The 14,637-nt window shown below is 68.6% G+C and carries 11 protein-coding genes; 6 read left to right on the top strand and 5 right to left on the bottom strand.

Translation table 11 applies throughout. The features are described 5' to 3' along the window. The first annotated feature begins 289 nt into the window (after positions 1 to 289). Both WK25_RS23450 and WK25_RS23445 read left to right on the top strand, forming a co-directional pair. The gene (locus WK25_RS23450; protein WP_069243512.1) at positions 290 to 877 is read left to right on the top strand and encodes an IMPACT family protein; all 588 of its coding nucleotides are present in this window, start codon (positions 290 to 292) and stop codon (positions 875 to 877) included. A gap of 241 nt (positions 878 to 1,118) precedes the next feature. Beyond that, the gene (locus WK25_RS23445; protein WP_059547405.1) at positions 1,119 to 1,406 is read left to right on the top strand and encodes an H-NS family nucleoid-associated regulatory protein; all 288 of its coding nucleotides are present in this window, start codon (positions 1,119 to 1,121) and stop codon (positions 1,404 to 1,406) included. Between the two features lie 72 nt (positions 1,407 to 1,478). Here the strand turns inward: WK25_RS23445 and ppk2 are convergent, their stop codons facing one another. Together ppk2 and ggt are read right to left on the bottom strand one after the other, a co-directional pair. Beyond that, on the bottom strand, positions 1,479 to 2,429 hold the full coding sequence (ppk2, locus tag WK25_RS23440; protein WP_040139648.1) for a polyphosphate kinase 2: 951 nt from the start codon (positions 2,427 to 2,429) through the stop codon (positions 1,479 to 1,481). A 315-nt stretch (positions 2,430 to 2,744) separates the two neighbouring features. After that, the gene (ggt, locus tag WK25_RS23430; RefSeq protein WP_069242879.1) at positions 2,745 to 4,466 is read right to left on the bottom strand and encodes a gamma-glutamyltransferase; all 1,722 of its coding nucleotides are present in this window, start codon (positions 4,464 to 4,466) and stop codon (positions 2,745 to 2,747) included. A 399-nt stretch (positions 4,467 to 4,865) separates the two neighbouring features. Here ggt and WK25_RS23425 point away from each other — a divergent pair, with 399 nt between their 5' ends. From WK25_RS23425 to WK25_RS23415, 3 genes are all read left to right on the top strand, one after another. Continuing rightward, the gene (locus WK25_RS23425; protein ID WP_040141083.1) at positions 4,866 to 5,390 is read left to right on the top strand and encodes a metal-dependent hydrolase; all 525 of its coding nucleotides are present in this window, start codon (positions 4,866 to 4,868) and stop codon (positions 5,388 to 5,390) included. Positions 5,391 to 5,626: 236 nt separating this feature from the next. Beyond that, entirely contained in the window at positions 5,627 to 10,150 is a 4,524-nt protein-coding gene (locus tag WK25_RS23420) for a DEAD/DEAH box helicase (protein WP_069242878.1), read from the top strand. A gap of 148 nt (positions 10,151 to 10,298) precedes the next feature. Beyond that, positions 10,299 to 11,573, top strand: a complete 1,275-nt coding sequence (locus WK25_RS23415) for an APC family permease (RefSeq protein ID WP_069243511.1) — start codon at positions 10,299 to 10,301, stop codon at positions 11,571 to 11,573. Positions 11,574 to 11,663: 90 nt separating this feature from the next. Here WK25_RS23415 and WK25_RS23410 read toward each other — a convergent pair whose 3' ends face one another. From WK25_RS23410 to pcaQ, 3 genes are all read right to left on the bottom strand, one after another. Beyond that, a complete protein-coding gene (locus WK25_RS23410) occupies positions 11,664 to 11,960 on the bottom strand; it encodes an XRE family transcriptional regulator (RefSeq protein WP_040139646.1) in 297 nt (98 codons plus the stop codon). Positions 11,961 to 12,029: 69 nt separating this feature from the next. Next, positions 12,030 to 12,389 carry a type II toxin-antitoxin system RelE/ParE family toxin gene (locus tag WK25_RS23405; RefSeq protein WP_069242877.1) on the bottom strand — a complete coding sequence of 120 codons (360 nt, stop codon included), beginning with the start codon at positions 12,387 to 12,389 and terminating at the stop codon, positions 12,030 to 12,032. Between the two features lie 134 nt (positions 12,390 to 12,523). Beyond that, positions 12,524 to 13,510, bottom strand: coding sequence for a pca operon transcription factor PcaQ (pcaQ, locus tag WK25_RS23400; protein WP_040139644.1), 987 nt, complete (start codon positions 13,508 to 13,510; stop codon positions 12,524 to 12,526). A gap of 418 nt (positions 13,511 to 13,928) precedes the next feature. Between pcaQ and pcaH the strand changes: the two genes are divergently transcribed. Next, the gene (gene pcaH, locus WK25_RS23395) at positions 13,929 to 14,636 is read left to right on the top strand and encodes a protocatechuate 3,4-dioxygenase subunit beta (RefSeq protein ID WP_040139643.1); all 708 of its coding nucleotides are present in this window, start codon (positions 13,929 to 13,931) and stop codon (positions 14,634 to 14,636) included. Position 14,637 lies beyond the last annotated feature (1 nt).

Raw genomic sequence — 14,637 nt, 5'->3', positions numbered from 1 at the left:
CGAGCGGCGCTTCCGCGTTTCGTGCACCGGGCAGGCGCATCAGCCCACGCGGGCTACCGGAGCAACGGCAACGGCAGCGCCGCGACCCCGGCGATTGCCGCCGCAATGCCCGCTCGCGGTATCCTTCGTCACGAGCTGCCGCGGCGCCGTCCCGTTCATCGGTCGGACGTACACGTATACGCGGGCGCGCGACCGCGCGACGCAAACAGTGGAATTTGCGGCGGCCATCGACCACGCCCGCCCCGCGGGCAAGCCCCTGCACGCACCGTGTGCGCCGACAACGATCAACGTGACTTACACCCTATCCGCTGCCCGCACGACCGAACTCGAGATCCGCAAAAGCCGCTTCATCGCGTTCGCCATCCCCGTCGAAGACCGCGATGCCGCGATGCACGCGCTGCAGCGCCTGCGCGACGAGCATCCGGCCGCCACGCACGTCTGCTGGGCGCTGCTCGCCGGCGGCCAGTCCGGAATGTCGGACGATGGCGAGCCGTCGGGCACGGCCGGGCGGCCGATCCTCGAAGTGCTGCGCCATCATGACCTCGACGGCGTGCTCGGCGCGGTCGTCCGCTACTACGGCGGCGTGAAACTCGGCGCGGGCGGCCTGGTGCGCGCGTACACGGACGCAATCGCATCCGCGCTGCTCGATGCCGAGCGCGTCGAGCGCATCCGCCACACGCGGTTCGCGATCGAAATCGGCTATCCGGACGAAGCGCGCGTGCGTCGCTGGATCGAACAGTCGGGTTACGAGCTGACGAACAGTTCGTACGGGATGACGGTGAAGCTGGTCGTGAAGCTTCCCGAAGCCGTCGAAGCGGCGGCGAAAACCGAACTGTTCGACCTGACGCAGGGCCGCGCCGGCTTCCCCGATCTGTGATCCGCAGGCGGCGCCCCGGTATCGCCGACACGGCTTCATGCCAATTGCGGCGAAAATTCAGATGCGTCCGATAGAAAAAGCGCGCGCTGAAATTTAATCTCAGTGCGCTGCCGCGCGTTATTTCGCACCTGCGTGCCGGGAACCGACACCGCCGGGATTTAACGGCCTCGCATGCAGGCGCGCATTCCGTCGCGTCGCCAACAATCAGAAATCAGAATTCAGCTACGGGGATATCGGACGCATGCAACTGCAGAAACTGCAAGCCCAGCTCGCGGAACTCGATCAACGCATCCGCGCGGCGCGCCGCCGCGAACGTAACGCGGCACTGGCACAAGTCCGCCAGATCGTCACGAACTACGCACTCACTGCCCGCGAAATCTTCGGCCAGGGTTACAGCGATCGCGCGAAACTGTTCACGGCCGGCGCGAAGTACCGCGATCCGGCCACGGGCGCTACGTGGAGCGGGCGCGGCCGCGCCCCTGCATGGATCGCCGGGCGCGATCGCACCGCCTTCCTGATCCGGGATTGACACGCGCCGCGTTGCACGGCACCCACGCCGGACCGGGCGCCGGGCCCGGCTCCGAACCGGAACGCTGACGGATCAGTAGACTTCCGGGACGATCATGTCGTCCGGCACCGGCCGCCTGATGTAATCCTCGTGGTGCTCGCGCTGCGGCAGGTCGATCGTCGGGCGCGGCACCTCGTGATACGGCACCTGCGTCAACAGATGATGGATGCAGTTCAGGCGCGCGCGCTTCTTGTCGACCGCCTGCACGACCCACCACGGCGCCTCGGGAATATGCGTGCGCTGCAGCATCTCTTCCTTCGCGGCCGTATAGGCTTCCCAGCGGCGGCGGCTTTCGAGGTCCATCGGGCTCAGCTTCCACTGCTTCAGCGGATCCTCGATCCGGCTCTGGAAGCGCCGTTCCTGCTCATGATCGGTGATCGAGAACCAGTACTTGACGATCTGGATCCCGCTGCGCGCGAGCATCTTTTCGAACTCGGGCACCGAACGGAAAAACTCCTCGTATTCGTCGTCGGTGCAAAAATTCATCACGCGCTCGACACCCGCGCGGTTGTACCAGCTGCGGTCGAACAGCACGATCTCGCCGCCGGCCGGCAAATGCGCGACGTAGCGCTGGAAATACCATTGCGTGCGCTCCCGGTTGTTCGGCGCCGGCAGCGCCGCCACGCGGCACACGCGCGGATTGAGCCGCTGCGTGATGCGCTTGATCGCGCCGCCCTTGCCCGCCGCGTCGCGCCCCTCGAAAATGACGACCAGCCGGTGCCCCGTGCTCACGACCCAATCCTGCAGCTTCACGAGCTCGCCCTGCAGCCGGAACAGCTCGCGAAAGTACTGCTTGCGCGCTTCGCGGCGCTCCTGGGAGAACAGCAGATCGTCGCCGTCGTCGAAGCGACGGTCGTCGAGTTCCATTTCGAGCTCTTCGTCGTACGCGTCGACGAGATCTTCCTCGAAGCGGCGCTGGCGCGCCTCACGCGATGCCGTATCGTTCAGGTGGTCGGTCTCGGTGCGGGTATCGTTGTCGCCCATGGGGCCTCCTTCCTTCGATTGACGCAGCAAACGCCGACATTATCCCAGCGTCGCGCGTCAAATTCATGAAAAGGGGCTGACCGGCTCGTCCGAAGCGGGGCTTGGGCGGCACGCCCGCCGGCACCGCAGTCGCGAAAGGGTCGCACGCGGCGAATGCCCGCGGGCGGGTCGGCTGGCCGGGCATACGCGCGCGCGCCGCTCAAGCGGCGACGCAACGGCACGACGCCGCGCCAGCACGAAAAATGCCGGGCGCGCGCCCGGCATCGATCGCCGTTTGCGCGGCCGCCGCGGCAGCCGCGCATCGGGCCTGCCGCATCACCGGATGATCCGCGTCACCCCGCGCCCGCGCGGATCGGCCATCGCCTCCGGCGTCCTGCCGTCGATCTTGATCACCTGGATGTCGCCGCTGAAGTCCTGCCCCTTCAGCGTATAGCCGCGCGCCTCGATCTGCTTCGCGAGCTCGCCTTCGATCGGGTGGTACGGCTCCCAGAAGATCGTGTTGGGCGGCAGCAGCTGGTGGTGGAACCGCATCGCGCCGACGGCGTCCTTCAGCGGCATCTTGAAGTCGTACACGTTGTTGATCACCTGGAAGATCGACGTGAAAATCCGCGAACCGCCCGGCGTGCCGATCACGAGCGACACCTTGCCGTCCTTCGTCAGGATCGTCGGCGACATCGACGACAGCGGACGCTTCTTCGGCTCGATCGCGTTCGCGTCGCTGCCGACCACGCCGAACATGTTCGCGACGCCGGGCTTCGCGGAAAAGTCGTCCATCTCGTCGTTGAGCACGATCCCGGTGCCGTCGGCGATCACGCCCGAGCCGAAATAGCCGTTGATCGTGTACGTGTTCGACACCGCGTTGCCCCACTTGTCGACGACCGAGAAGTGCGTCGTCTCCGCTTTCTCCGGCATCGACGTACCGAGCCCGGGCTGTACGCTCTTCGTGTCCGACGGCTCCTTCGGATTGACCTCGGCCGCGCGCCTCGCGATATACGAGTCGTCGATCAGTTGCGCGACCGGCACCTTGTAGAAGTCCGGGTCGCCGAGGTATTGCGCACGATCCGCAAACACGCGCTTCTCGATCTCCGCGATCAGATGGACATATTGCGGCGAATTGAGCGGCACGCCGTCGAAGTCCTTCTTCAGGTTGGCCTTCATCTTCAGCAACTGCACGAGGCCAATGCCGCCCGAGCTCGGCGGCGGCGCGGTGATCACGTCGTAGCCGTTCCACTTCGCGTGCACGGGCTGGCGCCACACCGCCCGATACTGCGCGAGATCCTCCGTCGTGATCAGCCCGTTGCCGTCGCCCGTCTTCATCGACGCGGCGATCAGCTCGGCCGTCTTGCCCTTGTAGAACCCTTCCGCGCCGTTATTCGCGATGCGCGTCAGCACGTCGGCCAGATCCGGCTGCTTGAAATTCGTGCCGGCCTTCAGCCCGGAGAAGTACTTGTCGAAGTTGGTCTTGCCGCCGAACTCCTTCGATGCGTCGACACCGCGCTGCGCCAGTTGCTCGTCGACGATGAAGCCGTCGCGCGCATAGTGGATCGCCGGCGCGAGCACCTGCTTCCACTTGAGCCTGCCGAAGCGTTTCTGCGCTTCCCACATGCCCGCGACCGTGCCCGGCACACCGGCGGCGCGCGGCCCGTACAGGCTCATGCCCTCGACGACGTTGCCGTCCTTGTCGAGGTACATGTCCTTCGTCGCGGCAAGCGGCGCGCGCTCGCGATAGTCGATGAAGTAAGGCTTGCCGTCCTTGTAGATCGTCATGAAGCCGCCGCCGCCGATGTTGCCGGCCTCCGGATACGTGACGGCGAGCGTGAACGCGATCGCGACGGCCGCGTCGATCGCGTTGCCGCCTTCCTTGAAGATTCGCTCCGCGGCGTCCGCGCTGTATTTGTCGGCCACCGCGACGGCGGAACTCGTCAGGACGGCCGGTTGCGGTCCCTTTGCGTATGCCGGTGCGGTCGGCACAAAACCCAGGGCGGTCGCCGCGGCAACTACCGCGGCAGATGTCTTGAAGCGATTCAGCGTAGTCATTGAATGTCCCCCATGTGAAGCTCCGACGGGCTGGAAAAAGTCCCAGATCCGCTTATAGCCGGTGCGCGGTCGTCGCCCATACGCAGATTTCGTAGTCGAACCACGAGATAAACGCGCAACCGCGCGGGCTACTACGAATTTCGTTGAACGTCCGCGGTTGATCGCCCGGCAACGCGGCGAAGATCGGCGAATCGGTCGAATTTGCGCGACGGCGACGCGACGCACGACAATCAGGCGGACAATCCCGCTTCCGGCGGCTCGCACGGCCGCCGAGCACGAAAAAATCTGCGATCGAATCGCCCGCTGAGCGGCCCGATCTGCGAAGATAGCGCCCCGCTTTCGTACCCGATTCACCGGCGCGCGCTCGGCGCCGCATCACGCTCTTTCGTCTGGTTTTTCATGGCATCACACAATGCGCATCACGCGTCCGGCTTCGCGGCCGGCGTCGCCGCCGCCGTCCTCGTCGCGCAAACGGGCGCGACCGGCCCGTGGCATGCGGGCCTGCTCGCCGCGTTCGCAGCCGGCGTCGCGGGCGGCACCGCGCCCGACTGGCTCGAAGTCGCGTGGTGGACCCGCAAGCGCCGGCTGTGGATCACGCATCGCACGATCACGCACTGGGGCATCGGCTGGATCGCGCTGCTCGCGCTCGGATGGCACGGGCTCACGCATCATCCGCATCCGCTATGGGCCGCGCCGCTGTTCGGCTTCGCGTGCGGCGGCGTGATGCATCTCCTCGCCGACTGGCCCAATCCGCTCGGCGTACCGTGGATCTGGCGGCGCCACTCGTTGAACCTGTGGAACAGCGGACATTGCGACCTGATCATCGTGGCCGCCGCATGGGGCGGCACGCTATGGCTCGCGCAATCGCTGTGGACGCGCGCGCCGTTCGTCGAACACTGGCTCGGCTGGCTGCATCGCGTGTAGTCGCGCATCAGGTCGCGCGGGCCGCGCTCCGGTCGGACGCGCATGCGCGTCGCCGCCGATTGCGCGCATCGAGCCCGCGGCGACCGTCCGCGCATGCCTATTGAAACGGCGGCGCCACGCCTCATCTGATCCCCGAACGGGTGCCCGCGCGCGGCGCCCGGCACGCACCCGCGACGTCTGGCACACTGACGATTCGCGCGATCGCGCGCACGCTCGCACCCCATTTCAACGCTCCGATGGACGTCACCGCCACCCGCCCCGCTCACGCGCTCGACGTGTTCCACCCGGCCGTCGCCGCGTGGTTCCGCAGCGCGTTCGCCGCGCCGACCGGTGCGCAGGCGCTCGCGTGGCCGCACATCAAGGCCGGCCGCTCGACGCTCGTCGCCGCGCCGACCGGCTCGGGCAAGACGCTCACCGCGTTCCTCTGCGCACTCGACGATCTCGTGCGCGATGCGCTCGCGCACGACGGCGCGCTGCCCGACGAGACGCTCGTCGTCTACGTGTCGCCGCTGAAGGCGTTGTCGAACGACATCCACGTGAACCTCGATGCGCCGCTCGCCGGCATCGCCGCGTCGCTCGCGCAGCTCGGGCTGCCCGTGCCCGCGATCCGCACCGCCGTGCGCACCAGCGACACCACGCAGGCGGAACGCGCGGCGCTGCGCAAGCGTGCACCGCACATCCTCGTGACGACGCCCGAGTCGCTGTACGTGCTGCTGTCGTCGACATCCGGACGGCAAATGCTGTCGAGCGTGCGGTCGGTGATCGTCGACGAAATCCATGCGCTCGCATCGTCCAAGCGCGGCAGCCATCTCGCGCTGTCGCTCGAGCGCCTGGACGCGCTGGTGGGCCGCGCGCTGCCGCGCATCGGGTTGTCGGCCACGCAGAAACCGATCGACGCGGTCGCGCGCTTTCTGGTCGGCGGCCCGGCCGATGCGCCGCGCGACTGCACGATCGTCGATACGGGCCACACGCGCGAACGCGATCTCGCGCTCGAGCTGCCGGACGTGCCGCTCGAGCCGGTGATGGCGACCGACGTGTGGGAACAGGTGTACGACCGCATTGCCGCGCTCGCCGCCGCGCATCGCACGACGCTCGTGTTCGTGAACACGCGGCGCACCGCGGAGCGGATGGCGCGCCATCTCGCCGACCGACTCGGCAAGGACGCGATTGCCGCGCACCACGGCAGCCTCGCGAAGGAGCATCGCTTCGAAGCGGAACAGCGACTCAAGCGCGGCGAGCTGAAGCTGCTCGTCGCGACCGCGTCGCTCGAACTCGGCATCGACATCGGCGACGTCGATCTCGTGTGCCAGGTCGGCTCGCCGCGCGGAATCGCGCCGTTCCTTCAGCGCGTCGGCCGCTCGGGACACCACGTCGGCGGTGTGCCGAAAGGCCGCCTGTTCCCGCTGTCGCGCGACGAGCTCGTCGAATGCGCGGCGCTGCTCGACTGCGTGCAGCGCGGCGAGCTCGACGCGTTGCGGATTCCCGAAGCGCCGCTCGACGTGCTCGCGCAGCAGATCGTCGCGGAAGTGGCGTGCGCGCAATGGCACGAGGATGCGTTGTACGCGAGCTTCACGCGCGCGGCGCCGTACGCGCGCCTGCCGCGCGAACGCTTCGACGACGTGATGAAGATGCTCGCCGAAGGCTTCACGAGCCGTCGCGGCGTGCGTGGCGCGTACCTGCATCGCGACGTGGTCGGCGGCACCGTGCGCGGGCGCCGGAACGCGATGATGACGGCGACGACGTCGGGCGGCACGATCCCCGACATGGCCGACTACGCAGTGCTGCTGGAACCGCAGGGGATCCAGGTCGGCACCGTCAACGAGGATTTCGCGGTCGAGAGCCTGGCCGGCGACGTGTTCCAGCTCGGCAACCAGTCTTACCGGATCATTCGCGTTGAAACGGGCCGCGTGCGCGTCGAGGATGCGCAGGGCCAGTCGCCGGGCATTCCGTTCTGGCTCGGCGAGGGACTCGGGCGCAGCGACGAACTGTCGGCGGCGGTCGGGCGGCTGCGCGCGCGGCTCGATGCACTGTTCGCCGAAGGCGACCGGCAAACCGGCGCCGGCGGCACCACGCGCGCGAGCGGCGACACTGCCGCGAACACGGCGACGCGCCGCAAACGCCAAAAGGCGTCGACCGAAGCGAGCGCGTCGGCCGGCTCCCGCAACGATACCGCCGACACCGCGCCCGCCTCTACCGAAAGCCGGCTCGCGCCGGCGCTGCGCTGGCTCGTCGACGACCTGCGCCTGGCGCCCGACGCGGCGCGTCAGATCGCCGACTATCTGGCGCGCACGCGTGCCGCGCTCGGCGCATTGCCGACGCAGGACACGCTCGTGATGGAGCGATTCTTCGACGAATCGGGCGGCACGCAGCTCGTGATCCATTCGCCGTTCGGCAGCCGCATCAATCGCGCGTGGGGGCTTGCGCTGCGCAAGCGCTTCTGCCGCACCTTCAACTTCGAGCTGCAGGCCGCCGCGACGGACGACGCGATCATTTTGTCGCTGTCTCTCGCACACAGCTTCGCGCTCGACGAAGTGTGGCGCTACCTGCGCTCCGCGACCGCCGAGCATGTGCTCGTTCAGGCGCTGCTCGACGCACCGATGTTCGGCGTGCGCTGGCGCTGGAACGCGACGACCGCGCTCGCGCTGCCGCGCTTCACCGGCGGCCGGCGCACCCCACCGCAACTGCAGCGGATGAAGAGCGACGACCTGCTCGCGAGCGTGTTTCCGGATCAGGTCGCGTGCCTGGAAAACATCGTCGGCGAACGCGAGATCCCGCACCACCCGCTCGTCGAACAGACGCTCGACGATTGCCTGCACGATGCGATGGATACCGACGGTTGGCTCGCGCTGCTGCGCCGGATCGAAAGCGGCGCGATCGAACTGATTGCGCGCGACCTGCCCGCGCCGTCGCCGCTCGCGGCCGAGATCCTGAACGCGAAACCGTATGCGTTTCTCGACGATGCGCCCCTCGAGGAGCGCCGCACGCAGGCCGTGCAGTCGCGCCGCTGGAGCGATCCCGAATCGGCCGACGACCTCGGCGCGCTCGATGCCGACGCGATCGACGCCGTGCGCGACGAAGCGTGGCCGCTCGTGCGCGACGCCGACGAAATGCACGATGCGCTGCTGACGCTCGCGTGTGTCGCCGACAACGAAGCGCATGCGCACGACGGCTGGCTCGCGTGGCTCGCGCAACTGGCGGAACGCCGCCGTGCGACGCAGCTCGTCACGACCGACGGCGCCGCACTGTGGGTGCCGGTGGAACGGCTGGTCTGCGTGCAAGCACTGCATCCCGATGCACGGCTCGCACCCGCGCTGAAGGTGCCGCCCGCGTGCGCGCAACCGTGGGAACCGGACGCCGCGCTCGTCGACGTGATCCGCGCACGTCTCACCGGTTTCGGGCCGCTCACGGTCGACGCCATCGCCGAGCCGCTCGGCATCGCGCCCGCGGCGATCGCGACGGCGCTCGCGGCGCTGGAGCGCGAAGGCTACGTGATGCGCGGCCGCTTCACGCCGGGCGCGACGACCGACGAATGGTGCGAACGCCATCTGCTCGCGCGCATTCATCGCTATACGGTCAAGCGGCTGCGGCGCGAGATCGAACCGGTGGAACGCGCCGATTTCATGCGCTTCCTGTTCCATTGGCAGCATCTGACACCCGACACGCGCGGCACAGGCCGCGATGCGCTCGCGGCGGTGGTCGAACAACTCGAGGGCTTCGAAGCCGCGGCCAGCGCATGGGAGGACGCGCTGCTGCCCGCGCGGCTGACCGATTACACGGCCGGCGGCCTCGACGACCTGTGCCGCTCGGGCAAGCTCGTATGGACCCGCCTCGGCGCGCCCGCGCGCGCGGCCGGCACGCCGGTGAAGACGACGCCGATCGTGCTGTTGCCGCGCCGCCATCTTTCCGCGTGGCACGCGCTGCGCGACCCCGATGCACAGCCGGCGCTGTCGGCGCGCGCCGCGCAAGTGCGCGACGCGCTCGCCGCTCACGGCGCGATGTTCTTCGATGCGCTGCTCGATGACCTGCACATGCTGCCCGTCGAACTCGAACAGGCGCTCGGCGAACTCGTATCGGCCGGCCTCGTCAATGCGGACAGCTTCGCCGGCCTGCGCGCGCTGCTGAAGCCGGCGGTCAAGCGCAGCGCGACGTACGCGCCGCGCACACGCCGCGGCGGTGCACTGATCGGCGGGATGGACGACGCGGGCCGCTGGGCGCTCGTGCAACGCATGCCGGCACCGGCCGACGCGGCGGCGCAGAGCCAGATGCCGACGCCGGTGCCGAAGCGCGGCGCGCCCGCAACCGATCCGGACGCGCTCGAACACGTCGTCTGGACATTGCTGCGCCGCTATGGCGTCGTGTTCTGGCGGTTGCTCGAACGCGAAGCCGACTGGCTGCCGAGCTGGCGCGAACTCGTGCGCGTGCTTCAGCGCCTCGAGGCCCGCGGCGAGATTCGCGGCGGGCGCTTCGTCGCGGGGCTCGCGGGCGAGCAGTTCGCGCTGCCGGAGGCAATCCCGATTCTGCGCGAGCTGCGCCGCCAACCGGGCGACGGCCAATACGTATGCGTGACGGGCGCCGATCCGCTGAACCTCGCCGGCACGCTGCTGCCGGGCGACAAGGTGCCGGCGCTGGCCGGCAATCGCGTGTTGTTCCGCGACGGCGTGCCGGTCGCGTCGCTCGTGTCGGGCACGTTCCACTACACGCCGGACCTGTCGCCCGCGGCCCGCGAGGAAGCGCGTCTCAGGCTCGCGCGCCGTCACTGAAACTATCGGGCTTGCTGACACAGGCTGACATGCGGCGCATCACGGACTACTGAACGCCGCGCGGCATCGCCGCGTGCGTTCGGGTAGCATCGAACGATTCATCGCGCGCGACCGCGCGCAAAACAAGCCCCTCCGGAGACTGTCCTTCATGCCCTCGCATGCCGATTCGCCCGTCGTTCATCACGCGGGTTCGCTGACGATTTTCCAGGGCGCCGCGCTATATATCGGTGCGGTGCTAGGCACCGGCGTCATTGCATTGCCCGCACTCGCGGCCGACGTCGCCGGCCCCGCGTCGCTGCTCGCATGGGCGGCGCTCGTGGTGCTGTCGGGGCCGCTTGCGGCGACCTTCGCCGCACTCGGCGCGCGTTATCCCGACGCAGGCGGCGTATCGACCTACGCGCGACGCGCCTTTGGACCGAAGGCCGCCGCCATCGTCGGCTGGTGTTTCTATTTCGCGGTGCCGGCCGGCGCACCGGCGGCCGCGATGTTCGGCGGCGCGTACGTGGCGGCCGTCACCGGCGGCGGCCATATCACGGTGATCGTCACCGCTGCCGCGCTGATTGCCGCGGTGTCTGCCGCAAACGCGTTCGGCGTCACGGTATCGGGCCGCATGCAGCTCGTGTTGTCGGCGCTGCTCGTCACGCTGCTGCTCGCGGCCGTGTTCGCGTCCGCACCGCACGCGCGCACCGCGAACCTGCATCCGTTCGCGCCGCACGGCTGGCTTGCGATCGGCCAAGCCGCCGCGCTGCTCGTGTGGAGCTTCGCCGGCTGGGAAGCGATCACGCATCTTGCGGCCGAATTCCGCCGGCCCGCGCACGACATGCCGCGCTCCGCCGGCATCGCTGTGGTGGTCGTCGGGTTTCTGTATCTGTCGGTGGCAGCCGCGAGCGTGATGGTGCTCGGGCCGTCGGCCGGCGCGTCGGGTGCGCCGCTCGCGGAACTGATCGCCGGTGGCATCGGCGGCAACGCGCAGGTGCTGGCGGCCGCGGCCGCGCTGCTGCTCACGCTCGGTACGATGAACGCGTATTTTGCGGGGGCGGCGAAGCTCGGCGCGGCGCTCGGTCGCGACGGCGCACTGCCCGGCTGGCTTGCACAGGGCAGCCAGGCCGGCGGCGTGCCGCGTCGCAGCCTCGCCGTGATCGCGGCGCTCGCGGCCGTCGCGCTCGCCGCGACGACGCTGTCGGACGTCGGGCCGAAACCGCTTGTGCTCGTGACGTCCGGATGCTTCGTGATGGTGTACGGGCTCGGCGCGGCCGCCGCGCTGAAACTGCTGCCCCGCGGCAGCATCGCGTATCGGTGCGCGTGGATTTCGCTGGTCGCCGTCGCCGGGCTGTTCCTGACGACGGGCTGGTATATCTTGTGCCCGCTGCTGCTCGCGGGCAGTGCGCTGGTTTATCTGCGGCTGGCCGGCGCGCGCACGTGATCGCGCGCCCGCGCCCGCGCGCGCCCGGCCCCGTTCACCGCACCACGCCGGCTCGTCGACAATCGGCCATGCGCAGTTTTGCCGCGCGCGTCAGGCCGGCACCAGCTCGAAACTGAGCCGCTTGCCGAGCGCAGTGGCCGCGCTCGCGAGCGTCGCGAGCGTGAGGCTCGTGTCGGTTTCGTCTAGCAGCCGGTTCAGCGCGGCGCGGCTGGTCTTCATCCGTGCGGCCATCGCGGTTTTGGTGATGTGCTGCGCCTTCATTTCCTGACCGATCTGCCACGCGATCACGCGCTTGATCGCGGTGGCGGTGGCCGCCTCCAGGTGGCCGTCGTCATCGAGGAAGGTGTCGAAGTCGCTGCCGATATGCGGGTTGTTCGTGGTCGTCATGGGTGCTCCGATGCAGGGTCCGCCCGGCGGGCCGTCGACGATGGCCGGTGCCGGCGCAAACCGGGAAATTCAGATGGCGCGAGCGAGCGTTTTCAGCAGGGCGACGCTGACGTCGAGAGCGTCGGACGGCGTCGCCGGCGACTGCTTGAAAAACGCATGCAGCAACACCATCGTGTTGCCGACCACGGTGAACAGCACGCGCGCATTGCGCGTCGGCAACGTCACGCGGATCTCCCACAGATCCTTCGACATCTTCCGGACCAGCGGCATGCCGAGCGGCCAGCCCAGTTGAACGGTCTTGATCTCTTCGCCTATCGTCCTGCGCTCGACCTGCCCGAGCGCATTGAGCCATTCGCGCACCGGCTCGCTGCCGCTCGCCGTGCGGAAGAACCGCACGGCGAGCGTGATCTGAATCTGCTGTCTCACCATCGTCGTGTCATGCAGCGTATCAAAAACGATACGTTATGCCAAGCGCAACGAGGCTCGCTACTGACCGGACGGCCAACTCGACGCACCGGCCGGATAGCTGCCGGACGCCGCCCGACGTGGTGTAGTGACGCGTCTCAACCGCCGCGGCGAGCAGGCTTGCGCGTGCCGCGCGGCGGCCGCGTCGAGCGCACGTCGCCAAATCGCGCGTGCGCGATCTCGCGTACGGCGTCGATCAGCGTCCGCGCGACGGGCGAAGGCTGCGCATCGGTGCGCAATACGAGCCCGACCGGCTCGTCGGTGCCCGCCGACGGCAGCGGCAGGCGCGCGAGCGCGCCGGCCGACAAATCGTATTCGGCCGCATAGAGCGGCACGAACCACACCGCGTCGTTCTCGAGCGCGAGCGCGCGCGCGACCGACACCGACAGCACCTCGATGAACGAGTCCAGGGGCGGCGCCCCGCACGCGCCGAGCAGTTGCTCGGCGGACTGCCGGATCAGCGTGCCGAACGGCGGCAGCACGACCGGATAGCGCGCGAGTTCGGCGGCCGGCGCAACACTCTCCAGCAGCGGATGCCCGGCGCGCACGACCGCAACGAGCGGCTCGTTGTACAACTGCTCGAACGCGAGCCCGATCATTCGCTCCGGTTCCGACAGACGCCCGATCGCGCATTCGATTGCTCCCGCCTTCAGGCGCTCCATCAGCTCGGTGTTCGCCGCCGTCGCGATCCGCACGACGACGCGCGGCCAGCGTGCGGTCAACGCCTTCATCAGCGCGGGCGCGAGCGACGCCGCCACAGTCGGCAGCATGCCGATTTCGAGCGTCGCGGCGGCCGCGCCGCCTTCGCGCGCGAGCAGCCCGACGCCCTGCCGCAGCGCCAGCACGCATGCGTTCGCGTGCGGGATGAACAGCTGCGCTTCGCGGGTCGGCTGCGCGCCGTGCCGCCCGCGCTCGAACAATTTCACGCCGAGGATCGACTCGAGCTCGGCGATCGTCTTCGACACCGCCGGCTGCGTGATCGACAGGCTTTCGGCCGCCTTCTGCACGCCGCCGAGTTGAGCGACGGCGAGAAAACACTGCAGATGGCGGAATTTGACGCGGCCGTCCGCGATACGGTTGTTCATAACAGGCGGTTATAGAAGAGATGAGATCGAGCCATTTTGCATAACTTCCCGGAAAGGCCAAAGCGGTGGCTGCCGCGTCGCTCACGGCGTCGCAGGGGTGGGGAATCCGCACCGTCCGCGGATCGGTCTCGGGAGCGGCCCGCTGGAACAGTATGGCCGGCATGCAGGCCCACGCGTGACGCCAAAGTACGCGAAAGCGGCGGGCGGCTCGCGCATCGTGCGCGGAGCGATCGCCGAAGACCCGCGATCCGATGGCTTTTGCCGGGCCCAACCGACCAGGCTCGGGCGTAGCCGCGCTGGCCCGGACGGGCATAACTGAAGGTTATGCGATCCGCGAAAAAAGGTCATTTTGCATAACTTTCCGGAAAGGCTAAAGTCCTGCCATCCACTTAGCGAAACACCTATCAGGAGACGCCCGATGGATTCCCCAACGATCCTCACGCCGCGCGACTGGCCGTCGCATCCGGCTTATGTTCATCCCGAATACCGTTCGTCCGTGAAACGCGGCCCGACCCGTCCGCTGATTCCGCTGAAGGAAAAGCTGCGTGACCAGTACGCGCCCGTCTACGGCGCCGAAGATCTCGGCGCGCTCGATCACGACCTGACCAAAAACGCGGTGAAGAACGGCGAGCCGCTCGGCGAGCGCATCGTCGTCACCGGCCGCGTGCTCGACGAAGGCGGCAAGCCCGTGCGCAACACGCTCGTCGAGGTGTGGCAGGCCAACGCGGCCGGCCGCTACGTGCACAAGGTCGACCAGCATGACGCCCCGCTCGATCCGAACTTCCTCGGCGCGGGCCGCTGCCTGACCGACGACGAAGGCCGCTACCGCTTCCTGACGATCAAGCCCGGCGCGTATCCGTGGGGCAATCATCCGAACGCGTGGCGCCCGAATCACATCCATTTCTCGCTGTTCGGCGACTACTTCGGCTCGCGCCTCGTCACGCAGATGTATTTCCCCGGCGATCCGCTGCTCGCGTACGACCCGATCTTCCAGGGCACGCCTGAACAAGCGCGCGACCGGCTGATTTCGCGCTTCTCGATGGACATCACCGAAGAAGGCTATGCGCTCGGCTACGAATTCGACATCGTGCTGCGCGGCCGCGACGCTACCCCGATGGAGCGCTGAA

The sequence above is a fragment of the Burkholderia latens genome (assembly GCF_001718795.1).
GTDB classification, from domain to species: domain Bacteria; phylum Pseudomonadota; class Gammaproteobacteria; order Burkholderiales; family Burkholderiaceae; genus Burkholderia; species Burkholderia latens_A.
The sequence above is the reverse complement of the archived record's forward strand: the minus strand, read 5'-3'. Positions and strand labels throughout refer to the sequence as shown.